Raw genomic sequence first — 24,377 nt, 5'->3', positions numbered from 1 at the left:
TGCATCACACCTTGTCGATGCTCGACAGTGCGTCGGTGAGCGTCGCGTGCACCGCGTCGAACCGGGCCACGTGCTCGTCGAGGGGAACGTTCTCGAGCCCGTCGAGCCGCTCCAGCGCGCCTTCGATGGCGTCGGCCGGGTTGGGCGGCGGTCCGGGCAGGGGGTAGCTCACGGTCTTACGGTAGCCGATGCAGTACCGAGAGGTCCGCGCCGACATACGTGGGCTTTTGCTCATCCGGAAGCGCTTGCGCCTCTTGTTCGGTGGATACACCCGTGAGCACAAGCAGCGAGTCCATGCCTGCGTTCACGGCGCCCAGGATGTCCGTGTCGAGGCGGTCGCCGATGACCAACGGGCGGTTCGCGCCGAGGTCCTTCGCCGCCTGCTGGAGCAGCGGGGTGGCGGGCTTGCCGGCGACGAGCGGTTCCTGGTCGGTCGCGGTCCTGAGCGCGGCGACGAGGCTGCCGTTGCCGGGGAGCAGGCCGCGTTCGGTGGGCAGGGTGGCGTCGACGTTGCACGCCACCCACAGCGCGCCGTTGCGGATGGCCACGGTGGCCTCGGCCAGTTCACGCCAGCCGAGGTCCATGGACAGGCCCTGCAGGACCGCCACCGCGCCTTCGGCGGTGTCGGTCGGGACGAGCCCGCGCTTCAGCACCTCGGCCTGGAGGGCCTTGGTGCCGAGCACGAGCACGGTGGAGCGCTTCGGCAGGCGTTCGGCCAGCATGGCCGCGCCCGCCTGGGAGGAGGTGCTCACCTCGTCGACCGTCGTCTCGAACCCGAGCTCGACGAGGTGATCGGCCACCGTCTGCGGTGAGCGGGAGGCGTTGTTGGTGACGTAGCGGATGCCGACGCCCTTGCTTCTGGCCGCCGCAATCGCTTCGGCGGCTCCGGGCACGGCTTCGTTTCCGCGGTAGACGGTGCCGTCGAGATCGATCAGCAACGCGTCGTACCTGTCGACCAACGTCTCGCTCACTGCTGCGGGTTCTCCTCCTGGGTCAGCTCGAACGCGCGCTCGGCGGCGTCCGTCTCCCCTTCGTCGTCAGCCTCGGCGGCGTTGAGGAACCACTTGACGGCTTCCTCGATGCGACCGGCCGCGGCCAGGTTGTCGGCGTAAGCGTAGAAGAGCCGCGCGGAGTACGGAGTGCGCTGCCCCGGGTCGAGGTCCGGCCCCTGCAACGCGACCACGGCCGCGTCCAGCTGACCCATGTCCCGGCGAGCACCGGCCGCGACGATCCGCAGCTCGATCTCGTCCTCCTGGCTGAGGTCCTTGGCCGCCGGGTCCTTGGCGAGGTCGATGGCCCGCTCCGGCCGGCCCAGGGCCCGCTCGCAGTCGGCCATGATCGCCAGGTGGCCCGGTCCGGTCATCATCCGGCGGGCGGCCCGCAGTTCGCTGAGCGCCTCGGCCCACTCGTCGGCGAAGTACGCCGTGAGCCCGGCTGCCTCGCGCACCACACCGACCCGCGCCGCCTTGCTGCGCGCGTACCGGGCGTGCTCGAGGGCGAGCTCCGGCTCCTCGTCGATCAGCAGCCCGGCCGCGGCCAGGTGCTTGCCGACGAGCTCCGCGAGGCCCTTGGGCAGGCTGCGCAGCTCGAGCTTGATCTCGGGGTCGAGCAGCGACAGGTCGGCTTCCTCGGGCAGCTCGGGCCGTCCGCCACGGGGCGCGGGCGCCTCGTCGCGAGCCTCGTCAGCACCGCCGGCGTCCTCAGCCTCGTCGGCCTTGTCTTCCTGGGTGCCGGCCTCGACGTCGGCGACCTTCTCGGCCTCGACGTCCTGGGAGTCAGCGTCCTTGGACTCAGCGTCTGCAGTCTCGCCGTCTTCGGTCTCGGCGTCCTCGTCGGCGTCGGCCTTCGCGGCCTCGCGGCCGGCGGCGCGGGTGGCGGCAGCGCCGTCACCGAGCCGGTACCCGGCGCGCTCGCCACCCTGCTGGGTCACCTCGGCGGCCTCGACCGCAGTGCCGTCCTTGTCGACGGTCTCCTGGTCGGCGATGCGCTCCTGGAACCGCGCCGCACGCTCACGGCTGCGCTCGTCCCGCTTGTCGTCAGCGGCCGAACGCTCGTCGTTGCGGTAACCACCGCGGTCGTTGCCCCGGTCGTTGCGCCGGTCGTTGCGCCGGTCGTTGCCGCGATCGTCGCGACGGAACCCGCCACGGTCACCGGAATCGTTCTTCCGGAAGCCGGGACGGTCGCCGCGGTCGCTGGAACCCCGGTAGCCACCACGGTCGTTCGAGTCGCTCTTGCGGTACCCGCCGCGGTCACCAGAACCCTGGCCGCGCGAGCCGCCGCGCTCGTCGTCCCGACGGAAACCGGGCCGGTCACCCGAGCGGTCGCCCCGGTAACCACCGCGGTCACCCGAGTCGCTCTTGCGGTAGCCGCCACGGTCGCCGGAGTCGTCCTTGCGGAAGCCGGGACGGTCACCACGGTCGCTGGAACCCCGGTAGCCACCACGATCGCCACCACGGTCGTCGTCGCGACGGAAGCTGGGACGGTCGCTCGAACCCTGGCCGCGGTAGCCACCACGGTCGCCGCCGCGGTCGTCCTTGCGGAACCCACCACGATCGCCCGAGTCGCTCTTGCGGTAGCCACCGCGATCGCCGGAGTCGTCCCTGCGGAAGCCGGGACGGTCACCACGGTCGCTGGAACCCCGGTAACCACCACGATCGCCGCCGCGGTCGTCCTTGCGGAACCCGCCACGGTCACCGGAACGCTCGCCGCGGAAGCCGCCACGGTCACCCGAGTCGTCCTTGCGGAAGCCCGGACGATCACCGCGATCGCTGCGGAAGCCGCCACGGTCGCCGGACTCGCTCTTGCGGAAGCCGGGACGGTCACCGCGGTCGCTGGAACCCCGGTAGCCACCACGGTCGTTCGAGTCGCTCTTGCGGAAGCCCGGACGGTCGCCGGAATCGCTCTTGCGGTAGCCGCCGCGATCGCTGGAGCCCTGGCCCCGGTAACCACCGCGATCGCCACCGCGGTCGTCCTTGCGGAACCCACCGCGGTCGCCCGAGTCGTCCTTGCGGTAGCCGCCGCGGTCGCTGGAACCCCGGTAACCACCACGATCGCCGCCACGGTCGTCATCGCGACGGAAGCTGGGACGATCGCTCGAACCCTGGCCCCGGTAACCACCACGGTCGCCACCGCGATCGTCCTTGCGGAACCCGCCACGGTCGCCCGAGTCGCTCTTGCGGTAGCCGCCGCGGTCGCTGGAACCCTGACCCCGGTAGCCACCGCGGTCGCTCGAACGGTCGCCGCGGTAGCCACCGCGATCGCCGGAGTCGTCCTTGCGGTAGCTGCCACGATCGCTGGAACCCTGACCGCGGTAACCGCCGCGGTCGCTGGAGCCGGCGCGGTTGTCTCGACGGTCGCCGCTGTTGCTGCGGTCGCCGGAGCCTTCACCACGCGAAGAGTTGCTGCTGAACTTTCGATCGCCTGACGTACGGCCACTGTCGGAATGGCGCGGTCGGTCTCCCTGGCCACGCTGACGGTCGCCGGGACGATCCCCGAACCTGGACACCAAATCCTCCTACTTGGACACGCTGAAAGGGGCCTGTGATCGACGCACTGTAATTGTGCCCCGCGATCACAAGCCCCTTCAGGGAAGTAAAGTTCGGCGGCGACCTACTCTCCCACACCGTAACCAGTGCAGTACCATCGGCGCAGAAGGGCTTAACTACCGGGTTCGGAATGGGACCGGGTGTTTCCCCAACGCTATAACCACCGAAACACTATGGAAATATCAACCTGAACCCCGACCAGCAAGCCGTTACCGGCCTTGCTTGGGGTCGATCGGTTCTGGTTGTTCTCCCAGAACCGCACAGTGGATGCGTAGCGTCTTTGTAACAAGTCCTCGGCCTATTAGTACCAGTCAGCTCCAACCGTTACCGGTCTTCCACCTCTGGCCTATCAACCCAGTGGTCTAGCTGGGGGCCTTAACTCACGAAGAGTGGGATACCTCATCTTGGAACGAGCTTCCCGCTTAGATGCCTTCAGCGGTTATCCCTTCCGAACGTAGCCAACCAGCAATGCTCTTGGCAGAACAACTGGCACACCAGCGGTCCGTCCGTCCCGGTCCTCTCGTACTAGGGACAGCCTTCCTCAAGTATCCTACGCGCGCGGCGGATAGGGACCGAACTGTCTCACGACGTTCTAAACCCAGCTCGCGTACCGCTTTAATGGGCGAACAGCCCAACCCTTGGGACCTACTCCAGCCCCAGGATGCGACGAGCCGACATCGAGGTGCCAAACCATCCCGTCGATATGGACTCTTGGGGAAGATCAGCCTGTTATCCCCGGGGTACCTTTTATCCGTTGAGCGACCACGCTTCCACAAGCCATGGCCGGATCACTAGTTCCGACTTTCGTCCCTGCTCGACCCGTCAGTCTCACAGTCAAGCTCCCTTGTGCACTTGCACTCAACACCTGATTGCCAACCAGGCTGAGGGAACCTTTGAGCGCCTCCGTTACTCTTTGGGAGGCAACCGCCCCAGTTAAACTACCCACCAGGCACTGTCCCTGATCCGGATCACGGACCGAGGTTAGACATCCAATACGACCAGAGTGGTATTTCAACGATGACTCCACAACCACTGGCGTGGCCGCTTCACAGTCTCCCACCTATCCTACACAAGCCGAATCGAACACCAATACCAAGCTATAGTAAAGGTCCCGGGGTCTTTCCGTCCTGCCGCGCGTAACGAGCATCTTTACTCGTAATGCAATTTCGCCGGGCCTGCGGTTGAGACAGTCGAGAAGTCGTTACGCCATTCGTGCAGGTCGGAACTTACCCGACAAGGAATTTCGCTACCTTAGGATGGTTATAGTTACCACCGCCGTTTACTGGCGCTTAAGTTCTCAGCTTCGCCACCGAAGTGACTAACCGGTCCCCTTAACGTTCCAGCACCGGGCAGGCGTCAGTCCATATACATCGTCTTGCGACTTCGCATGGACCTGTGTTTTTAGTAAACAGTCGCTTCTCGCTGGTCTCTGCGGCCGTCTCGCCCTAGCCTGCAAGAGGCTTCAAGCGCTACGGCCCCCCTTCTCCCGAAGTTACGGGGGCATTTTGCCGAGTTCCTTAACCACAGTTCGCCCGATCGCCTTGGTATTCTCTACCTGACCACCTGTGTCGGTTTGGGGTACGGGCCGCGTGAAAGCTCGCTAGAGGCTTTTCTCGGCAGCATGGGATCACTCTACTTCGCCTCAATCGGCTACGCATCACGTCTCAGGATATATGCCTGGCGGATTTGCCTACCAGACTCCCTACACGCTTGCACCAGTACTACCACTCACTGGCGGAGCTACCCTCCTGCGTCACCCCATCGCTTGACTACTACAAGTTCAGGTCCCGCGCTCCACAATCCATCTAGCTCCGAAGAGTTTCGACAGGTGCTTCGGGCGGTTAGTATCACAAGGTTCATCATGGGCGCGTTCACACGGGTACGGGAATATCAACCCGTTGTCCATCGACTACGCCTGTCGGCCTCGCCTTAGGTCCCGACTTACCCTGGGCGGATTAGCCTGGCCCAGGAACCCTTGGTCATCCGGCGGACGAGTTTCTCACTCGTCTTTCGCTACTCATGCCTGCATTCTCACTCGCATAGCGTCCACGGCTGGATTACTCCGCCGCTTCAACCGCTACACGACGCTCCCCTACCCATCCAGACCAGGTCTGAATGACACAGCTTCGGTGGTGTGCTTAAGCCCCGCTACATTGTCGGCGCAGGACCACTTGACCAGTGAGCTATTACGCACTCTTTAAAGGGTGGCTGCTTCTAAGCCAACCTCCTGGCTGTCTGTGCGACCCCACATCCTTTCCCACTTAGCACACACTTAGGGACCTTAGCTGGCGTTCTGGGCTGTTTCCCTCTCGACTACGAAGCTTATCCCCCGCAGTCTCACTGCCGCGCTCTAACACACCGGTATTCGGAGTTTGGTTGATTTCGGTAAGCTTGTGGGCCCCCTAGACCATCCAGTGCTCTACCCCCGGTGAGAAACACACGACGCTGCACCTAAATGCATTTCGGGGAGAACCAGCTATCACGGTGTTTGATTGGCCTTTCACCCCTAACCACAGCTCATCCCCCAGGTTTTCAACCCTGGTGGGTTCGGGCCTCCACGCGGTCTTACCCGCGCTTCACCCTGGCCATGGCTAGATCACACCGCTTCGGGTCTAGACCACGCGACTCAAGCGCCCTATTCAGACTCGCTTTCGCTACGGCTACCCCACACGGGTTAACCTCGCCACGTAGCACTAACTCGCAGGCTCATTCTTCAAAAGGCACGCCGTCACCCCTAAAGGCTCCGACGGATTGTAGGCACACGGTTTCAGGTACTATTTCACTCCCCTCCCGGGGTACTTTTCATCTTTCCCTCACGGTACTAGTCCGCTATCGGTCACCAGGGAGTATTTAGGCTTAGCGGGTGGTCCCGCCAGATTCACAGCGAATTTCACGAGTACGCTGCTACTTGGGAACACTCTAAACAGCCATCGGGTTTTCGAGTACGGGAGTTTCACCCTCTACGCTCACGCTTTCCAGACGTATTCCTCTAACCACAATGGTTTTTGACTGTTCGCTAGTCCGGCAGAACTAGCCAAGAGGTCCCACGACCCCGCGAATGCAACCCCTGCCGGGTATCACACAGACGCGGTTTAGCCTCATCCGCTTTCGCTCGCCACTACTCACGGAATCACGGTTGTTTTCTCTTCCTGCGGGTACTGAGATGTTTCACTTCCCCGCGTTCCCTCCACATACCCTATGTGTTCAGGTATGGGTGACCCCACATGACTGGGGCCGGGTTTCCCCATTCGGACATTCTAGGATCTCAGCTCGGTTGACAGCTCCCCTAGACTTTTCGCAGTCTCCTACGTCCTTCATCGGCTCCTGGTGCCAAGACATCCACCGTATGCCCTTACTAACTTGCTACAAAGATGCTCGCATCCACTGTGCAGTTCTCAAAGAACAATCAGATCCACCAGCTCTACTGCGTGATGCCGGCCTAACTCGATGGCTAGGTGGTTCATCCGCGGCCGATGGCCGATCACTGAAAGACACTCAAGCGTGTTCTCTCAGGACCCAACAGCGTACCGATCTGTTCATCCAGCCCTCCCGACACCTTTCCACGCTCCGAAGAGCAGTACTCACTGTCGTGACAACCGAACGTCTAGCCAGCCAGCATCCACTAATGAGCCCTACCCCGCTGAGCGGGTGCAGGTTCTGACCAGTGCGGAGACGTTTGCTCCGAACACTGGTAGATGCTCCTTAGAAAGGAGGTGATCCAGCCGCACCTTCCGGTACGGCTACCTTGTTACGACTTCGTCCCAATCGCCAGTCCCACCTTCGACCGCTCTCCCCCTTGCGGGTTGAGCCACGGGCTTCGGGTGTTACCGACTTTCGTGACGTGACGGGCGGTGTGTACAAGGCCCGGGAACGTATTCACCGCAGCGTTGCTGATCTGCGATTACTAGCGACTCCGACTTCACGGGGTCGAGTTGCAGACCCCGATCCGAACTGAGACCGGCTTTATGGGATTCGCTCCACCTCACGGCTTAGCAGCCCTTTGTACCGGCCATTGTAGCATGTGTGAAGCCCTGGACATAAGGGGCATGATGACTTGACGTCATCCCCACCTTCCTCCGAGTTGACCCCGGCAGTCTCCCATGAGTCCCCACCATTACGTGCTGGCAACATGGAACGAGGGTTGCGCTCGTTGCGGGACTTAACCCAACATCTCACGACACGAGCTGACGACAGCCATGCACCACCTGTACACCGGCCACAAGGGGGCCAATATCTCTACTGGTTTCCAGTGCATGTCAAGCCCAGGTAAGGTTCTTCGCGTTGCATCGAATTAATCCACATGCTCCGCCGCTTGTGCGGGCCCCCGTCAATTCCTTTGAGTTTTAGCCTTGCGGCCGTACTCCCCAGGCGGGGTGCTTAATGCGTTAGCTGCGGCACAGAGGGCGTGGAAGCCCCCCACACCTAGCACCCACCGTTTACGGCGTGGACTACCAGGGTATCTAATCCTGTTCGCTCCCCACGCTTTCGCTCCTCAGCGTCAGTATCGGCCCAGAGACCCGCCTTCGCCACCGGTGTTCCTCCTGATATCTGCGCATTTCACCGCTACACCAGGAATTCCAGTCTCCCCTGCCGAACTCAAGTCTGCCCGTATCGACCGCAAGCTTGGAGTTAAGCCCCAAGTTTTCACGGCCGACGCGACAAACCGCCTACGAGCTCTTTACGCCCAATAATTCCGGACAACGCTCGCACCCTACGTATTACCGCGGCTGCTGGCACGTAGTTAGCCGGTGCTTCTTCTGCAGGTACCGTCACTTGCGCTTCGTCCCTGCTGAAAGAGGTTTACAACCCGAAGGCCGTCATCCCTCACGCGGCGTCGCTGCATCAGGCTTTCGCCCATTGTGCAATATTCCCCACTGCTGCCTCCCGTAGGAGTCTGGGCCGTGTCTCAGTCCCAGTGTGGCCGGTCACCCTCTCAGGCCGGCTACCCGTCGTCGCCTTGGTAGGCCATTACCCCACCAACAAGCTGATAGGCCGCGGGTCCATCCCATACCGCCGGAACTTTCCACCCCCGAAGATGCCTTCAAGGGTCGTATCCGGTATTAGACCTCGTTTCCAAGGCTTATCCCAGAGTACAGGGCAGGTTACCCACGTGTTACTCACCCGTTCGCCGCTCGTGTACCCCGAAGGGCCTTACCGCTCGACTTGCATGTGTTAAGCACGCCGCCAGCGTTCGTCCTGAGCCAGGATCAAACTCTCCAATAAGGATTGTGTTTGATCGCTCCAGACGGAATATGTCTGGCATCAATCTAGTCTTGCCTCAAAGGAACTACCTCGACGAGGAGGTAATTCATATATTACTGGCTGTGTTTCGGCACGCTGTTGAGTTCTCAAAGAACACGCGCTCACCGCAGCTAATCTCCGAAGAGACGTCGCTTCCGGGGCTGTGTCGTACATAAGCTTGTGTTTGAAACTTCCGACGCCCTTGGCCTCTGAGCTCAGAAGAGCTACCGGCTGGGTCTTCGTCGTTTCCAGGTCACCCACTCTACCACACTCAGTGGAAGCTTGGTTCGTGATCTGTGTCGCGCTCCGTTCCGGTGTTCCCGGCCCGTTCCTCGCTGACATGGAGAAAGTTACACGCACGCCAACTGAGGGTCAAATCGGGGGCAACCCGGCCACCTGCGATTAAGAAACCGCAGGTCAGCAGCCCCGTACAGGACCCTCCGACCACGCTATCAAGCCCCAAACCCGTGCACACTGTGACCGCCGTCACATCAAGAAAGATCGAAGGCCGCCGGTCCGACACCGGACCGACGGCCTTCAAAGCGGTGAAACAGCAGGTCAGGCCTGCACTTCCACGCTCGCGTTGTTGCGCTTGCCGCGACGGAGCACCAGCCACTTGCCGTGCAGCAGGTCCGACGACGACGGCTTCCACTCCTCGTCGGTCACCTTCGCGTTGTTCACGTAGGCACCGCCCTCGTTGACCGTCCGCCGCGCGGCACCCCGGCTCTCGGCCAGGCCCGACGCGATCAGCAGGTCGACGATCGTGGGCTCGTCCGCGAGGCGGGCCTCGCCCTTCGGCGCCTCGGCCAGCGCGGCCTGGAGCACCGACTCGTCGAGGTCGCGCAGTTCGCCGCGGCCGAACAACGCCGCCGACGCGAGCACGACCTGCTGCGTCGCGCGTTCGCCGTGGACCAGGTCGGTGAACTCCTGCGCGAGACGCTTCTGCGCGGCCCGCTGGTGCGGTGCCTCCGCGGTCTGCTTCTCCAGCTCGTCGAGTTCCTCACGCGTGAGGAACGTGAACAGCCGCAGGTAGTTCAGGACCGTGACGTCGTCGACGTTCACGAAGTACTGGTACCAGGCGTACGGCGAGGTCATCTCCGGGTCGAGCCACACGCTGCCGCCACCGGTGGACTTGCCGAACTTGCGACCCTCGGCGTCGGTGACCAGCGGCGCGGTCAGGGCGTGCACGTGCCTGCCCTCGACCCGGCGGATCAGGTCGACGCCGCCGACGATGTTGCCCCACTGGTCCGAGCCGCCGACCTGCAGCGCGGTGCCGTACTTGCGGTTGAGCTCCAGGTAGTCGTTGGACTGGAGCAGCAGGTAGCTGAACTCGGTGTACGACATGCCGTCGCCTTCGAGCCGGCGCTTCACCGTCTCCCGCGACAGCATGACGTTGATCGAGAAGTGCTTGCCGACGTCGCGCAGGAACTCGAGCGCGCTGACCTGGCCGGTCCAGTTGAGGTTGTTCTCGACGATCGCGCCGGTGGGCGAGTCGTCGAAGTCGACGAACCGCTCCAGCTGGCCGCGGATGCGCTCGGCCCACTCGGCGACGGTGTCGAGCGAGTTCAGCGTGCGCTCGCCGGTGTCGCGCGGGTCGCCGATCATGCCCGTCGCGCCGCCCGCCATCACGATCGGCCGGTGACCGGCGCGCTGGAAGCGGCGGAGCATGAGCAACGGGACCATGTTGCCCGCGTGCAGCGACTTCGCCGTCGGGTCGAACCCGCAATAGAGGGTGAGCGGGCCGGCGTCCAGGTCCTTCCGGAGTGCGTCGAGGTCGGTGGACGTCGCGATCAGGCCGCGCCAGGCAAGTTCGTCAAGGATGTGCTCGCTCACGTCCGTCATTGTCGCCTACCAGGTCCAACAGGTTTCGACCTGGTGTGTGTACGGGTACGCACGAGGACATGACGGATCCACGTGATGCGGAGTTACGGCGGCCCACTGAACGCCTGCCGCGCGTGAACGAACCACACATGCCTCGTGTGAACGAGCCGGTGGTCGAAGAGGTCGTGGAACGCGACGACGACTACCGCAGGCTGCGGACGGTGCGGACCGTCTGCGCGATCATCGACATCATCTGCTGGACGTTCGCCATCGTGCTGTTGGTGCACATCTTCCTGGTCATCGCGGGTGCGAACGCCGGCAACGGGTTCTTCCAGTTCGTCGCGGGCTGGGCGGACGTCATCACGCTGGGCCTCGACGGCCTGTTCACCCCCGACAACGCCTCTGTGGCAACGCTTCTGAACGAGGGCCTGGCCGCGCTCTTGTGGTTGGTCATCGGTGCGTTGCTGACAAACCTCATCACGCGCGTCGCCCTGCCGTCGGGTCACCGGCGCGCCTGGTACCGCAGGACGGTGCGCCCCTAGGACAATGGCGGGGTGGCCGAGTACGAATTCGACGTTGCCCCGTCGTTCGCGGAGAAGGATCGGGAGCGCGTGCTCCCGATCCTCCAACGTCTGAAGGAACTCGGCGTCAACGTCTACTACGACGACGACCATCTCGTCGCACGTTGGGGCAAGAACCTGATCGAGCACATCACGGAGACGTTGACCGACAAGGTCCGTTACGTGCTGATGTTCGCTTCTCAGCACTACGTCGAGCACGACTGGGCACAGCACGAACGCCGCGTGGTGCAGGCACGGGCGTTGGCTCAGCAGAACGAGTACGTGCTGCCCATCAAACTCGACGACACCGAAGTTCCCGGCCTGCTGCGGACCACCGGCTTCCTGGACCTGCGCAAGCACAGCCCCGACCTGATCGCGCGCGCCGTCGCGCAAAAGCTCGCGCAGCACCGCGCGGAGTTCCGCGCCGTGACCCCGGTGACGGCGCAGTCGGTGGCCGCGCTCGCGTTGGAGAAGCCGAAGGGCTGGGAGTACCTGCTTTACGCAACCGTGGTGACCCAAGGACTTGAGGAGCTGCAGCCGAAGTACCGCGAACACTTCCTCCGGTACTCCCCGCGCAACGGCACCGTCGAGCACGGGAACGGCATCGGGCTGATCCGCGACCGCAACGTGCTGCTGAGCGAGATCATCGCGGTGGCGGTCGAATCGGTCTTCACCCCGGCCACGCAGGAGGCCGCGTTCGGCCGCGCGGGCGAGACGGGCGATGCCGACCACATCGTGCACCTGGGCAAGCTGTTCGTCAGGACGTTCGACGAGATCCTCGAGTGGGCACGTGGAATCCACGGCACCAGCTACTCCGACGAGAACGCCCGCCGGGCAGCTCGTGTGCAAGCCAGGTTCGCGGACCGGCAGCTGAAAGAGATGTTCAAGGTCGCGCAGCGCCTGAGCGAGGTCGCGGACACGTTGGTCGAGCGGTTGACGGCCGGCGAGATCATCGACGTGACGGTGCAGTTGGTGTTCGAGGTGGAACCCTCACTGGAGGTCGAGTTCAAGAACGCTCTGGAGCGGTTGTCCCGATGAGCGGCGACGAGGAGCACGAATACGACTTCGACGTCGCGGCGTCCTACGCCGGCGCGGATCGGGATGAGGTCCTGCCGATCCTGCACAGACTCGCCGAGCTCGAGGTGCGGGTGTACGACCGCGAAGACCGGGTGATCGACAACTGGGGCAAGAACCTGGTCGAACACCTGCCGCGGATCTACCAGAAGCGCGTCCGGCACGGACTGTTGTTCATCTCGAAGCACTACCTCACCGACGTGCTGGCCAAGGTGGAACGTCAGGCCGCGCAGTCACGGGCCACAGAGCTGGACGAAGAGTTCTTGCTGCCGGTGAGGCTCGATGGCACTCGACTCCCCGGGCTCTTGCCTGTCGTGCAGCACCTGGACCTCCACACACACGGCAGGGAGAAGATCTGCCAAGCGGTGGTTCAGAAGCTGGCGCAGCATCGTTCGGCGTTCACGCACCTGACGCCGGTCGACGCGAACAGCATCGCCGCGCTCCTGCGCGAGAAGCCGGCCGGCTGGAAGTACCTGCTGTACACCGCCGTGATCTGGCAGGGGTGGAACGGTCTCGAGGGGAAGTACAGAGATCACTTCCGCAGGTACGCCCCGCTCAACCAGGCCATCGAGCAGGGTGACGGGCTGGAGTCGATCGACAACCGCAACATCCTGCTGAACGAGCTCATCACGACCACTCGGGACACGTTCAGCGACGACAAGCGGAAAGAAGTCTTCGGCGGTGAAGACAAGGATGACCCCAACGACATCATCAATCTCGGAGACACGTTCGTAAGGATCTTCAACGACTTCTTGGAGTGGGCCCGCGCCATTCACGGCACGAGCTACGCCCGAGAGGCTGCGCGTGAGGCGTCCCGACTCCAGGCGAGCTTCGCTGATGCACAACTGCGCGCAATGCACAGCACCGTGCACACGCTGCGCGCCGCCTCCGCCACTCTGGTCGAGCGAGCCGTCACCGGCGAGGAGATCGACACCGGCATCGACATCGCGGCGGTGGAGACCAGCCTGGAATCACCTCTGAAGTTCAAGATCTCGCCAGAACTCGCGACCGCGTTCCTGGCCGCGCTCGAGCAGGTCAAGCGGCGCCGGTAGGACGCTTCTTGCCGCCCCGTTTGTAGGTCGAGACGGCCGGAGAGTCGATCCAGAACCGCCACGGCACATCCATCGCCACGGCAACACCCACGCGCGGACCGGAGTGCACGACCGTGGCCGGTTCATCTGCTGCGTAGAGCCGCACGGGCGACGAAGCGGACGTCAGCTCAAGACCGTTCTGCGAGCGATCGAGCCCGAGGACCTTGCACAGCCGTGCGGGGCCCTTGGCCAGTTCGGCGGCGGAACGTGATGCGGGGCGTCGAGAGAAGGCGATGTCCTCGCCGGAGACGACTTCGCCCGCGCGCAGCAGCACCGCGCCCGGCACGCCGTCGGTCAAAGTCACGACGTTGGCGCAGAAGTGCATGCCGTAGACGAAGTAGACGTACAGGAAGCCGGCAGGGCCGAACATCACCTCGTTGCGCGGGGTCTTGCCGCGGTAGCAGTGCGACGCCGGGTCGTCGCCGCCCCGGTACGCCTCCACCTCGACGATGCGCACGCGCACGCCGCCGGCTTCCAGGTACGAACCGAGGAGGAGCCGGGACGCATCGACCGGGTCGATGGCCAGCTCCTCCCTGGTCAGCAGCCTAGAACTCACGTGCGGCAGCGGCCTTTGCCACGAGTGCGTCGAGCTGTTCGCGGACGCGCACGGGGGCCGTGCCGCCGTGCGCGTCGCGGGACGCGATCGAGCCCTCGACGGTGAGCACCGAGCGGACGTCCGGCGTCAGGGACGGCGAGATCGCGACGAACTCCTCGTCGGTCAGCTCCTCCAGGCCTACGCCGCGGGACTCGGCGGCGCGGACACACGCGCCGGCTGCCTCGTGGGCCACGCGGAACGGAACTCCCTGGCGCACCAGCCATTCCGCGATGTCGGTGGCCAGGGTGAAGCCGGCGGGAGCCAAAGACGCCATGCGAGAAACGTCGAATCGAAGCGTCGCCACCATGCCCGCGAAGGCTGGGAGAAGGAGTTCGAGCTGCTCGACCGAGTCGAACAGCGGCTCCTTGTCCTCCTGCAGGTCGCGGTTGTAGGCGAGCGGCTGGGCCTTCAGCGTCGCCAACAACCCCGCGAGGTTGCCGATCAGGCGGCCCGACTTGCCGCGCGCCAGTTCGGCCACGTCCGGGTTCTTCTTCTGCGGCATGATCGAGCTGCCGGTCGACCAGGCGTCGTCGAGGACCGCGAAGCGGAACTCGGCGGTGGTCCAGATGATGATCTCCTCGGCGATCCGCGAGAGGTTCACGCTGACCATGGCCAGCACGAACGCGATCTCGGCGGCGAAGTCGCGCGAGGCGGTGCCGTCGATCGAGTTCTCGACCGGCGCGTAGAAGCCCAGGTCCGCGGCCACCTTCGCCGGGTCGAGGCCCAGCGACGAACCGGCCAGGGCGCCGGAGCCGTACGGGGAGAACGCGGCGCGCTTGTCCCAGTCGTGCAGGCGGTCGACGTCGCGCAGCAGCGAGTGCGCGTGCGCGAGGAGGTGGTGCGAGAGCAGCACGGGCTGCGCGGACTGCAGGTGCGTGCGGCCCGGCATCACGGCACCGAAGTGCGTCTCGGACTGGGCGGCCAGCGCGTCGACCACGTCCAGCACACCGGCGGCGACTCGGCGGGCGGCGTCGCGCAGCCACATCCGGAACAGCGTCGCCACCTGATCGTTGCGCGAACGGCCCGCGCGCAGCTTGCCGCCGAGCTCGGTGCCGGCGCGGTCGATCAGGCCCCGCTCCAGCGCCGTGTGGACGTCCTCGTCCTCCAGCACCGGGGTGAACGCGCCGGACTCGACGTCGGCGAGCAGTTCGTCGAGCGCCTTCTGCATGCCCGCGAGCTCGTCGTCGGTCAGCAACGCCGCCGCGTGCAGCACACGGGCGTGCGCGCGCGAGCCCGCGATGTCGTACGGCGCGAGCCGCCAGTCGAAGTGCGTCGACAGCGACAACCGCGCCATCGCCTCGGCCGGTCCCGACTCGAACCGGCCACCCCACAAAGAACTCATCAGACGCAACTTTCAGCTAGCGAAGTCGTACAGCGATTCTTCCGAACGGGCCACCAGCCCGACGACGCGCCCCTCGTGCAGCGCGACGTCGACCTCGCCGAACCCGGACGGCAAGGCCATTCGTGCCACGCGCAACGCGACCGAGCCCAGACTGGACTTGACCACGCCGGCGCGGAAGTTGAGCTCTCGGACGGCCTCGGCGACGGACACCGTCTCGCCGTCCACCGCCACGACCACGCCACCGTCGAACGTCACCACGGCGTGCACGGGGTCACTCATCGAGCTCGCCCGACGCGAGCGCGGTGATCCGGTCGGCGAGCTCGGCCCCGGTCATCGGTTCACGCGCCACGACCAGGATCGTGTCGTCCCCCGCTATCGTGCCGACTACCTCGTGCAATGCCGCGCGGTCGAGCGCCGACGCCAGGAACTGCGCCGCACCGGGAGGAGTGCGCAGCACCGCGAGGTTGCCGGAGTGGTCCGTCGAGACCAGCAACTCCCCCAGCACCCGGACCAGGCGCGTGGTGCCGCCCTGGACCCCGCGCACCGGACTGCCGTCCTCGGGGATCACGTAGACCGGCGCACCGCCGTCAGGTCCGCGCAGCTTGACCGCGCCGAGCTCGTCCAGGTCGCGCGACAACGTGGCCTGCGTGACGTCGATGCCTTCCGCCGCAAGCAGCTTCGCGAGTTCGGACTGACTGCGCACGGCCTGATGCGACACCATCTCGACGATGCGCCCCTGACGGGCGGTGCGAGTCATGACGACTGCTCCAGCAACCACACGAGCAACGCCTTCTGCGCGTGCAGCCGGTTCTCCGCTTCCTGCCACACGAGCGACTGCGGGCCGTCGAGCACCTCGTCGGTGATCTCCCAGCCGCGGTGCGCGGGCAGGCAGTGCAGCACCGTCGAGTCCGGCTTCCCGGTCGCGGCCAGCAGCGCGTCGTTCACCTGGTACGGGCGGAACGGGCCGACGCGGTCCTTGCCGTCGTTCTCCTGCCCCATCGACGTCCAGGTGTCGGTGACCAGCACGTCCGAGCCGTCGACCGACGCCTGCGGGTCGCTGATCAACGTCACCGAGCCACCGGTCTCGGCGGCGCGCTTCTTGGCGTCCTCCAGGATCTGCGGGTTCGGCACGAACCCGGCGGGCGCGCCGATGCGGACGTGCATACCCGCCGTGGCGCCGCCCAGCAGCAGAGAGTGCGCCATGTTGTTGGCGCCATCGCCCAGGTACGTCAGCGTCAGACCGGCCAACCGGCCATAACGGCGGCGGATCGTCTGCAGGTCCGCGAGCACCTGGCACGGGTGGAACTCGTCGGTCAGCGCGTTCACGACGGGGATGCGCGACACGGACGCCATGGCCTCCATGCGGGCCTGTGCGAACGTCCGCCACACCACCGCGTCCACGTACCCGGACAGGATCCGCGAGGTGTCCTCGATGGTCTCCTCGCGGCCCAGTTGCATCGACCGGCCGTCGATGATCACCGGGTTGCCGCCGAGCTGGGCGATGCCGACCTCGAACGAGAGCCGCGTGCGGGTCGAGTTCTTCTCGAAGATCACGGCGACGGATTTGGGGCCCGCCAACGGCTTCGCGGTGAACCGGTCCGCCTTGTACACGTCCGCGAGGTCGAGGACGGCCGCCTGCTCCTCGGTGGAAAGATCGTCGTCCCGAAGGAAGTGCCTCAACGTCACTGCGTCTCCTCGAAGAAGGTGGGGAGCGCGGCGACGAAGGCCTGCGCGTCGGACTGCTCCAGCACGAGCGGCGGGGCGAGCCGCAGCACGTCGGGCTGGATCGGGTTGATCAGGTAACCGGCCTTCTGCGCGGCCGCCGCGGCCTTCGCCGAGACCGCCTCGCGCAGCGTGATGCCGAGCAGCAGGCCGGCGCCCCGGACCCCGGTGATCGCGGGGTGGTGCAACGCCTCGACGCCGGCGGCGATCTCCTTGCCCACGGCCGAGACGTGCTCGAGCAGGCCTTCGGAGGCGATGGTGTCGAGCACGGCGAGTCCGGCCGCGCAGCACACCGGGTTGCCGCCGTAGGTGGTGCCGTGGTGGCCGGGCTTGAACAGGTCGGCGGCCGCGCCGAACCCGATCGTGGCGCCCAGCGGGAGTCCGCCGCCGATGCCCTTGGCGAGCGTCAGGACGTCCGGCACGATCCCGGCCTGCTGGAACGCGAACCAGGTGCCGAGACGGCCGATGCCGGTCTGCACCTCGTCGAGGATGAACAGCGCGCCGTGCTCGGAGGTGATCCGGCGGACCTCCTGCAGGTAGCCGGCGGGCGGCACCATGACGCCCTGCTCGCCCTGGATCGGCTCGACGATGAACGCCGCGGTGTCGTCGTCGATCGCCGCTTCCAACGCCGCGATGTCACCGAACGGCACGTGCTCGACGCCGGGCACCAACGGCTCGAACGGCGCGCGCTTCGGCTGCTGGCCGGTGAGCGTCAACGCGCCCATGGTGCGGCCGTGGAACCCGCCGAGCGTGGAGATGATCTTCGTGCGGCCGGTGAGGCGCGCCATCTTCAGCGCCGCCTCGTTGGCCTCGGCGCCGGAGTTGCAGAAGAAGACCTTGCCGGGCTCGCCCGCGAGGTCCAGCAGGCGTTCGGCGAGCTTCAGCGCGGGCTCGTTGACGTACAGGTTGCCGGTGTGGCCGAGCTTCGCGATCTGCGTCGAGACCGCCTCGACGATCGCCGGGTGCGCGTGGCCCAGCGCGTTGACCGCGAGACCGGTCAGCAGGTCGACGTAGCGGTTGCCGTCGGCGTCCCAGACGTGCGCGCCCTCACCGCGTTCGAGTTGCAACGTCGGCGTGCCGTAATTGTCCATCATGGACTGTTGCCAGCGGGTGGTCATTTGTTGTCCCCCAACACCATCGTCCCCACACCTTCGGAGGTGAAGACTTCGAGCAGAACGCTGTGAGCCAGCCGCCCGTCGATCACGTGCGCCTGCGGGACACCGCCGCGCACCGCGCGCAGGCAGGCCTCCATCTTCGGCACCATGCCGCTTTCCAGGTCCGGCAGGATCTTCTCCAACTCGGCGGCGCGGATCTGGTCCACCAGCGACGACTTGTCGGGCCAGTTCGAGTACAGGCCCTCGACGTCCGTCAGCACGACGAGCTTCTCCGCACCCAACGCCACGGCCAGCGCACCCGCCGCCGTGTCCGCGTTCACGTTGTGCGGCACGCCGTGCACGTCCGGCGCCACCGACGACACGACCGGGATACGGCCCGCACGCACGATGTCGAGCACCGCGTCCGGGTTGACCTCGGTGATGTCGCCGACGAGGCCGATGTCGACCTCCTCGCCATCGACGACAGCACCACGACGCGTGGCCGTGAACAGGTGCGCGTCCTCGCCGGAGATGCCGACGGCGTACGGGCCGTGCTGGTTGATCAGGCCGACGAGCTCGCGCCCGACCTGGCCGACCAGGACCATCCGCACGACGTCCATGGCCTCGGGCGTGGTGACGCGCAGGCCGCCGCGGAACTCGCTGTGGATGCCGAGCTTGTCCAGCATCGACTTGATCTGCGGGCCGCCGCCGTGCACCACGACCGGGCGCAGACCGCACAGCCGCAGGAACACCATGTCCTCGGCGAACGCCTTCTTCAGCTCGTCGTCGACCATGGCGTTGCCGCCGTACTTGACGACCACCAACGCGCCGCGGAAGCGTTCCAGCCACGGCAGCGCCTCGACGAGGACTGCCGCCTTCTCTTGTGGGTTCATGAGGAGTACGCGCTGTTCTCTTCGACGTAGTCGTGGGACAGGTCCGTGGTGAGCACGGTGGCTTCGGCCTCGCCGACGTTGAGGTCGATGACGATCTCGATGTCGCGGCCGGAGAGGTCGGCTTCACTTCGGTCGCGGTCGCGGGTTCCGTTGCGGTACAACGAGACGCCGTTGATGATGATCTGCAGGACGTCCGGGTCGATCTCGGCGTCCGCGCGGCCCAGGGCCATCGCGATCCGGCCCCAGTTGGGGTCGCTGCCGAACAACGCCGTCTTCACCAGGTTGTCCTCGGCGACGGTCCGTCCGATGTGGACGGCCTCGGCCTCGGTGGCGGCCTGCCTGACGGTGATGCTGACCTCCTTGGTCACGCCCTCGGCGTCACCCTGCAGCTGCTTGACCAGGTCGCCCGCGACCTCGGTCAGCAACGCCACGAAGTCGTCGAACGACGGCTCGACGTTCGAGGCACCCGACGCGAGCACCAGCACGGTGTCGTTGGTGGACGTGCCGCCGTCGACGTCGAGGCGGTCGAACGTGCGCGACACGGCCTGGCGCAACGCCTGGTCCAGCTGCTCGCCGGAGATCTTGGCGTCGGTCGTGATCACCGACAGCATGGTGGCCATGTTCGGGGCGAGCATGCCCGCGCCCTTCACGAACCCGCCGACCGACCAGCCCTGCTCGGACGCCTTCCAGGACTGCTTGGGGCGGCTGTCCGTGGTCATCACGCCGGTGGCCGCGTTCAGCCCGGCCTCGACCGACGAGTCCAGCTCCTTCGCGACGTTCTCGACGCCGGTCAGGATCTTGTCCATCGGCAGGCGCTCGCCGATCAGGCCGGTGGAGCAGACCGCGACGTCGACCGCGCCGGTGCCGAGCACCTCGGCGACCTTCTCGGCGGTGGCGTGGGTGTCCTGGAAGCCCTCGGGACCGGTGCACGCGTTGGCGCCACCGGAGTTCAGCACGACCGCGGTGAGGCGCCGGGACTGGATCACCTGCTGCGACCACAACACCGGGGCGGCCTTCACCTTGTTCGTGGTGAAGACACCCGCGGCGGCGTCGGACGGCCCGTCGTTCACGACGAGCGTCAGATCGAGTGCACCGGATTCCTTGATCCCGGCGGCGATTCCGGCAGCGCGGAACCCCTGGGGTCCGGTGACGCCCTTGTTGCGGTTCACGGAGCGACTCCAACGGTCGAGAGGCCGGTCGTTTCCGGCAGTCCGAGAGCGAGGTTCATGCACTGGACAGCGGCACCCGCGGTGCCCTTGGCCAGGTTGTCGACGGCGGCCACGACCACGAGCCGGCCGAGGTCGGCGTCGACGGTGACTTGCAGCTGGACGGCGTTCGAACCCAGCACGGCGTTCGTCGTCGGCCAGAGTCCTTCGGGCAGAACGTGCACGAACGGCTCGTCCGCGTACGCCTTCTCGTAGGCCTCGCGAACGTTTGCGCCGGTGTCTTTCAAGGCTGCCGTGCAGGTCGCGAGGATGCCCCGGGACATCGGCGCGAGCACCGGCGTGAAGCTGACCTTGATCGGACGACCGGCCGCGGCGCTCAAGTTCTGGGTGATCTCGGGCGTGTGCCGGTGCGCGCCGCCGACGCCGTACGCGCTGGCGGACCCCATGACCTCGGACCCGAGCAGGTTCGTCTTGAGCGACTTGCCGGCGCCGGACGTACCCGACACGGCGACGATGACGACCTCGTCCTCGATGAGGTCCACGGCCGGTGCGAGCGCCAAAGAAGAGACGGTCGGGTAGCAGCCGGGCACGGCTACGCGGCGTGCGCCCACGAGTGCGTCCCGCCCGTTGGGAAGCTCCGGCAGCCCGTACGGCCAGGTACCCGCGTGCTCCCCGCCGTACCACCGGGTCCAGTCGTCCGCGCTGGTCAGCCGGTGGTCGGCGCCGCAGTCGATCACGACTGTGTCGTCCCCGAGTTGCTCGGCGAGCGCTGCTGAGTGACCGTGGGGTAGTGCGAGGAAGACCACGTCGTGGCCCTTGAGGGTCTCGACTGTGGTGTCTTGTAGCTCTCGGTCGGCGAGCGGCAGGAGGTGCGGCTGGTGCTGGAGCAGCTTGTCACCGGCGCTGCTGTTGGCGGTCAGCGCGCCGATCTCGACGTCCGGGTGGCCCAGTAGCAGGCGGAGCAGCTCGCCACCCGCGTACCCGCTGGCGCCCGCGACCGCGATCCTCACTGTCATACGCATGATTATGCACGTTCATGCAAACTCACTCAACCGCGAGTTCGCGCCGGTCGTCCGGCCTCCCCTTCGGGTCAACCGCCGAAGGCGATTCGGCGCGAAGCGGAGGCCGGACGACCGGCTTCCCGGCGAACTCGCCGCCGCCTGCGGAGCAGCGGCCGACAAACACAACATTGGCCAGGTGGCCACTTGGTGGGAGCCACCTGGCGCTGTGGGTCGCTGCGAGCGGTCGGCCATGATGATCGGCGTGAACGTGAAGGTGCGCGACGGGTTGTGGGCGGCCGCTGCCTTCCTGCTCGCGCTGGTGTCGCTGGTGGCGCCGCTCGGCAGGCCCGTCGAACCGTGGCTGATCGTGCTGTCGGCGGTCTGGGCCGCCGCGCTGGTGCCGATCAGCGCGCGCTGGCCGCGTTGGGCGATCGTGCTGACCGCTCCCCTCAACGGTGTGAACAACCTGCTCGCGATCGCCCCGACGTCGCTCGTGGTGTTCCGCGCGGGCCGGTCGATCCGGTCGCAGGCGCAGCTCTGGGCGTTGCTCGGCGTCACAACGGTGCTCCAGGCCGGGTTCGGCGCCCTGCACTCGTGGCGGGCGGGCGACAGCCTGATCGAGTACCTGCTCGGCACCGCCTTCTCCGCGTTGTTCCTGCTGGTCTTCCCGGCGGTCGCGGGGGCGCTCGTCGGGCGGCGCAAGCCGTTGACGCAGGTCCTGATGGAGCGCAACGACTACCTGGAACACGCGCGCGCGTTGACCGCGAGCACCGCGAGGTCGGACACGCGCGCACACATCGCCGGCGAGATGCACGACATGCTCAGCCACCGGCTCCGGCAACTCACCGCGCACGCCGGGGCGTTGGAGCGATCCGCCGCCGAACAGGCCCCGGAACTGCGCGAACAGGTCGAGCTGATCCGCAAGACGTCCGCCGTCGCGATGGAGGAACTCCAGGAGATCCTCGGCGTGCTCGGCACGATCGAGGCCAGCGAGGACGCCGGTACGCGCGTTGACGTCGAACGGCTCGTGGCGGCGTCCACAGCAGCAGGTGTCAGCGTGCACCTGGAGTGGTCCGGCGACGACCTGGCCAACGCCGACGCACGACTGCGCAGAGCGGTCCATCGCGTCGTGCGGGAAGCACTCACGAACGTGCACAAGCACGCGCCGACGGCACGCACACGCGTGGTGGTGAGCGTCACCGAACGGGTGCGCGTCGAGATCGTCAACGGTCCGAGCAGCTCACCCCGGGGCGGTGGCACCCGGCGCGGACTCATCGGGCTGGAGGAACGGGTCGAGCTGATCGGCGGTCAGTTCCTCGCCGGGATGCCCGTGACCGGCGGGTTCCGGGTCGCGGCCGACCTGCCGCTGCACCCGGTCGTCCAGGAGGAGACGGGTGCGACGGGCACCGTGACGGTGGCGCCACCGCCGATCACCGCCGAGATCCTGACCGTGCCGCGGGTGGTCGGCAGTGGCTGCCTCGCGACGCTGTCGGTGATCCCGGCGCTCGGCACGGCGTTCGTGCTGCTGGTCGTCGCGGTGTTCAGCCGCCCCGAGATGAGCCGCCAGGAGTTCGACGCCACGCAGGTCTCGGTCACGCACGAGGAGGAGATCACCGAGACGTACGGGTTCGGGGTGCCGTCGAGCAACGCCGGCTGCTACCGCTACCACGTGCGCGACTCCGGCGACCTCGACTTCGAGCTGTGCTTCGACCGCGAATCGGGCCGGATGACCACGAAGAGGGAGCTGGCCCGATGAGGTTCGTGTGGCCGTCGCTGGCGTTCGTGGTCGGACTGGTGCCGTTGATCGCGCCGCTGGCACCTGTCCCCCACCCGGCGATGACCGTCGCGTCGGCGTTGTGGATCGCCGCGCTCGTGTGGTTCGCGCCGCGCAAACCCGAGTGGGCGCTGCTGCTGACCGCGCCGCTGTTCGCGGTGAACAACCTGTGGGCGCAGGCCATCACGGTGTTCGTGGTCTTCACGGCGTGCCGGCGGGTGCCGCGCCTCGGCAGGTTGTGGGCGCTGCTCGGGATCATGACCCTGCTGCAGACCGCGTTCAACCAGCTCCAGGAGAGCTACCGGAGCATGCCGCTCTGGGAGTCGCTGCTCGGCGCGTTCCTCGGGTCGATCTTCTTCGTGCTGTTCCCGGCCGTGTCGGGGATGCTGCTCGGCCGCCGCCGTCCGATGGTCCGGCTGCTGCAGGAGCGCAACGAGTACCTGGAACGGGCGCGCGCGCTCACCGCGGCGTCGGCTCGTTCGGAGGAACGCGCGCACATCGCGGGCGAGATGCACGACATGCTCGGGCACCGGCTCAGTCTGATCTCGATCCACGCGGGCGCGTTGGAACTCACGACCGCCACCAAGGCACCGCAGCTGCACGAACAGGCCGAGCTGATCCGCACGACGTCGTCCCTCGCGATGGCGGAACTGCGCGAGATCCTCGGGGTGCTGCGGACCAACCCCGAACCCGAGTCGCTCGACGAGGACACCGGCACCCGGTCCGACATCGCGGACCTGGTCGACTCCTCCGGGCTCACCGCGGCGCTCGACTGGTCCGGTGAGGACCTGCACGGTGCGGACCCGCGCACGCGCCGTGCGGTACATCGCGTCGTGCGTGAGGCGTTGACCAACGTGCAGAAGCACGCCCCTCAGGCCCGTACTCGGGTGCAGGTCACCGTGCAGGCCGGACGTGTGCGCCTCCAGATCCTCAACGGTCCGTCGGCGGCAGGTCCCGGCCAGGGTGCGCGGCGCGGTCTGATCGGCCTGGAGGAACGCGTCGGCCTGCTCGGCGGGTCGTTCAGCGCGGGCCCTCCGATCGAGGGCGGGTTCCGGGTGGCGGCCGACCTGCCGACGCACCCGCAGTCCCAGCTACCGGCCGGGGCCGAGGTGGCGGAGGTGCCTCCACCGCTGGCCGCCGAGGTCCTGACGGTGCCGCGGGTGCTGGGCGGTGGATGTCTCGGACTGCTGGCGCTGCTGCCGATCGCGGGCGCGTTGATCGTGTTGCTGCTCTTCGCGTTGCTGAACCCGACGCAGATGAACGCGCCGTACTTCGACTCGCTGAAGGTGGGCGTCACAGCTGAGGGCGACATCTACGAGCAGTACGGCGTCGGGCAGCTCGGGGTGGACGGCTGCTCGCGGTTCGTGACGTCGCACAACACAGACCTGATCTACAAGCTGTGCTTCCGCGACGGCGTTCTGTCCTCGAAGGAGCAGGAACGCCCGTAATGTGCTCGTC

The 24,377-nt window shown here is 66.4% G+C and carries 18 protein-coding genes and 3 rRNA genes; 5 read left to right on the top strand and 16 right to left on the bottom strand.

The window, feature by feature from the left end; genetic code table 11:
• Positions 1-4: 4 nt before the first annotated feature.
• From JNUCC0626_RS45160 to tyrS, 7 genes are all read right to left on the bottom strand, one after another.
• Positions 5-172, bottom strand: coding sequence for a hypothetical protein (locus tag JNUCC0626_RS45160; protein ID WP_189159503.1), 168 nt, complete (start codon positions 170-172; stop codon positions 5-7).
• Positions 173-176: 4 nt separating this feature from the next.
• The gene (locus tag JNUCC0626_RS45155) at positions 177-971 is read right to left on the bottom strand and encodes an HAD-IIA family hydrolase (RefSeq protein WP_394616744.1); all 795 of its coding nucleotides are present in this window, start codon (positions 969-971) and stop codon (positions 177-179) included.
• Positions 968-3,505, bottom strand: a complete 2,538-nt coding sequence (locus tag JNUCC0626_RS45150) for a hypothetical protein (protein ID WP_394616743.1) — start codon at positions 3,503-3,505, stop codon at positions 968-970. Before JNUCC0626_RS45150 ends, JNUCC0626_RS45155 begins: the two co-directional genes overlap by 4 nt.
• A gap of 91 nt (positions 3,506-3,596) precedes the next feature.
• Positions 3,597-3,713, bottom strand: a 5S ribosomal RNA gene (rrf, locus tag JNUCC0626_RS45145).
• A 113-nt stretch (positions 3,714-3,826) separates the two neighbouring features.
• Positions 3,827-6,911, bottom strand: a 23S ribosomal RNA gene (locus tag JNUCC0626_RS45140).
• Between the two features lie 340 nt (positions 6,912-7,251).
• Positions 7,252-8,768, bottom strand: a 16S ribosomal RNA gene (locus tag JNUCC0626_RS45135).
• The 16S, 23S and 5S rRNA genes sit together here, the layout of an rRNA operon.
• Before the next feature lie 576 nt (positions 8,769-9,344).
• Entirely contained in the window at positions 9,345-10,619 is a 1,275-nt protein-coding gene (gene tyrS / locus JNUCC0626_RS45130; protein WP_394616742.1) for a tyrosine--tRNA ligase, read from the bottom strand.
• 137 nt (positions 10,620-10,756) lie between these two features.
• Between tyrS and JNUCC0626_RS45125 the strand changes: the two genes are divergently transcribed.
• Genes JNUCC0626_RS45125 through JNUCC0626_RS45115 form a run of 3 tightly spaced genes read left to right on the top strand, consistent with a single transcriptional unit; the run spans position 10,757 to position 13,293 of the window.
• The gene (locus tag JNUCC0626_RS45125; protein ID WP_394616741.1) at positions 10,757-11,149 is read left to right on the top strand and encodes a hypothetical protein; all 393 of its coding nucleotides are present in this window, start codon (positions 10,757-10,759) and stop codon (positions 11,147-11,149) included.
• A gap of 12 nt (positions 11,150-11,161) precedes the next feature.
• Positions 11,162-12,205, top strand: coding sequence for a toll/interleukin-1 receptor domain-containing protein (locus JNUCC0626_RS45120; protein ID WP_394616740.1), 1,044 nt, complete (start codon positions 11,162-11,164; stop codon positions 12,203-12,205).
• Positions 12,202-13,293, top strand: a complete 1,092-nt coding sequence (locus JNUCC0626_RS45115) for a TIR domain-containing protein (protein ID WP_394616739.1) — start codon at positions 12,202-12,204, stop codon at positions 13,291-13,293. The genes JNUCC0626_RS45120 and JNUCC0626_RS45115 overlap by 4 nt, the downstream gene beginning before the upstream one ends.
• Here JNUCC0626_RS45115 and JNUCC0626_RS45110 read toward each other — a convergent pair.
• The 9 genes from JNUCC0626_RS45110 to argC are packed head-to-tail and all read right to left on the bottom strand — an operon-like array spanning position 13,277 to position 21,160.
• A complete protein-coding gene (locus JNUCC0626_RS45110) occupies positions 13,277-13,888 on the bottom strand; it encodes a DNA-3-methyladenine glycosylase (RefSeq protein WP_394616738.1) in 612 nt (203 codons plus the stop codon). The two genes, JNUCC0626_RS45115 and JNUCC0626_RS45110, sit on opposite strands and share 17 nt — an antisense overlap.
• Positions 13,878-15,269, bottom strand: a complete 1,392-nt coding sequence (gene argH / locus JNUCC0626_RS45105) for an argininosuccinate lyase (protein ID WP_394616737.1) — start codon at positions 15,267-15,269, stop codon at positions 13,878-13,880. The genes JNUCC0626_RS45110 and argH overlap by 11 nt, the downstream gene beginning before the upstream one ends.
• Positions 15,270-15,281: 12 nt before the next feature.
• On the bottom strand, positions 15,282-15,548 hold the full coding sequence (locus JNUCC0626_RS45100; protein ID WP_394616736.1) for an argininosuccinate synthase: 267 nt from the start codon (positions 15,546-15,548) through the stop codon (positions 15,282-15,284).
• A complete protein-coding gene (locus JNUCC0626_RS45095; RefSeq protein ID WP_394616735.1) occupies positions 15,541-16,026 on the bottom strand; it encodes an arginine repressor in 486 nt (161 codons plus the stop codon). Before JNUCC0626_RS45095 ends, JNUCC0626_RS45100 begins: the two co-directional genes overlap by 8 nt.
• Positions 16,023-16,955, bottom strand: coding sequence for an ornithine carbamoyltransferase (argF, locus tag JNUCC0626_RS45090; RefSeq protein ID WP_394616734.1), 933 nt, complete (start codon positions 16,953-16,955; stop codon positions 16,023-16,025). The genes JNUCC0626_RS45095 and argF overlap by 4 nt, the downstream gene beginning before the upstream one ends.
• Positions 16,952-18,109 carry an acetylornithine transaminase gene (locus tag JNUCC0626_RS45085; RefSeq protein ID WP_394616733.1) on the bottom strand — a complete coding sequence of 386 codons (1,158 nt, stop codon included), beginning with the start codon at positions 18,107-18,109 and terminating at the stop codon, positions 16,952-16,954. The genes argF and JNUCC0626_RS45085 overlap by 4 nt, the downstream gene beginning before the upstream one ends.
• Positions 18,106-18,978, bottom strand: coding sequence for an acetylglutamate kinase (argB, locus tag JNUCC0626_RS45080; protein ID WP_394616732.1), 873 nt, complete (start codon positions 18,976-18,978; stop codon positions 18,106-18,108). The genes JNUCC0626_RS45085 and argB overlap by 4 nt, the downstream gene beginning before the upstream one ends.
• Positions 18,975-20,147: a bifunctional glutamate N-acetyltransferase/amino-acid acetyltransferase ArgJ gene (argJ, locus tag JNUCC0626_RS45075; RefSeq protein ID WP_394616731.1), complete on the bottom strand. Its 1,173-nt coding sequence runs from the start codon at positions 20,145-20,147 to the stop codon at positions 18,975-18,977. The genes argB and argJ overlap by 4 nt, the downstream gene beginning before the upstream one ends.
• The gene (gene argC / locus JNUCC0626_RS45070) at positions 20,144-21,160 is read right to left on the bottom strand and encodes an N-acetyl-gamma-glutamyl-phosphate reductase (RefSeq protein WP_394616730.1); all 1,017 of its coding nucleotides are present in this window, start codon (positions 21,158-21,160) and stop codon (positions 20,144-20,146) included. The genes argJ and argC overlap by 4 nt, the downstream gene beginning before the upstream one ends.
• A 247-nt stretch (positions 21,161-21,407) precedes the next feature.
• Here argC and JNUCC0626_RS45065 point away from each other — a divergent pair, with 247 nt between their 5' ends.
• Entirely contained in the window at positions 21,408-22,901 is a 1,494-nt protein-coding gene (locus JNUCC0626_RS45065; protein WP_394616729.1) for a sensor histidine kinase, read from the top strand.
• Entirely contained in the window at positions 22,898-24,367 is a 1,470-nt protein-coding gene (locus JNUCC0626_RS45060; protein ID WP_394616728.1) for a sensor histidine kinase, read from the top strand. Before JNUCC0626_RS45065 ends, JNUCC0626_RS45060 begins: the two co-directional genes overlap by 4 nt.
• Positions 24,368-24,377 lie beyond the last annotated feature (10 nt).

Source organism: Lentzea sp. JNUCC 0626, assembly GCF_043632865.1.
Taxonomy (GTDB): domain Bacteria; phylum Actinomycetota; class Actinomycetes; order Mycobacteriales; family Pseudonocardiaceae; genus Lentzea.
Note: the sequence above shows the minus strand (reverse complement) of the source record. Positions and strands in the feature narration are given on the sequence as shown.